This is a genomic window from Falsihalocynthiibacter sp. CO-5D18 (genome assembly GCF_041205445.1).
Lineage (GTDB): Bacteria > Pseudomonadota > Alphaproteobacteria > Rhodobacterales > Rhodobacteraceae > Falsihalocynthiibacter > Falsihalocynthiibacter arcticus.
On sequence record NZ_JBGFCF010000081.1, the window covers coordinates 1 to 578 of the forward strand.

1 protein-coding gene and 1 pseudogene are annotated in these 578 nt (G+C 56.6%); both read left to right on the plus strand.

Annotation, left to right across the window (positions count from 1 at the left end; all coding sequences use genetic code 11):
- A pseudogene (locus AB9F27_RS22000) lies at positions 1-175 on the plus strand (ABC transporter permease); the annotation flags it as partial.
- On the plus strand, positions 175-578 hold a 404-nt coding region (locus AB9F27_RS22005; protein WP_369758217.1), incomplete at its 3' end, for an amidohydrolase family protein. The pseudogene AB9F27_RS22000 and the gene AB9F27_RS22005, both read left to right, overlap by 1 nt.

Sequence of the window (578 nt, forward strand, 5' to 3'; positions counted from 1 at the left end):
CGCCTTCGACGCTCTACAAATTCGGGTCCAGCAAACAAGTTTCGGCTCTGATATTCCCTACCAAATCTTCCTGATGATGCCCTATATTCTGTCGATCATCGCGCTTGTTGCGATGTCGCGCCGCGCTGAAATACCAGCGGCCCTCATGGTGCCGTTCAATAAAGGAGAACGCTGATGTTTGATCTCATTATCAAAGGGGGTTCCCTGCCTGATGGGCGCGTGACGGACATCGGCATCGCAGGAGGAAAGATTACCGCAATCGAGGCGCTGGGTACCGCCGAGGCGGCGCGCACCATCGAGGCAACAGGTGATCTTGTGGGCCCGCCGTTTGTCGATCCGCATTTCCACATGGATGCGACCCTATCCTATGGTCTGCCGCGCATAAACGCCTCTGGAACCCTCCTTGAGGGGATCGGTCTTTGGGGCGAACTCAAACAGGTCATGACCCAAGAAGACGTTGTCGCGCGGGCTTTGAAATATTGCGATTGGGCCGCAAGCATGGGGCTGTTGGCCATTCGCAGCCACGTTGATACCTGCGATGATCGCTTATTGGGGGTCGAGGCGTTGCTCGACGTGCG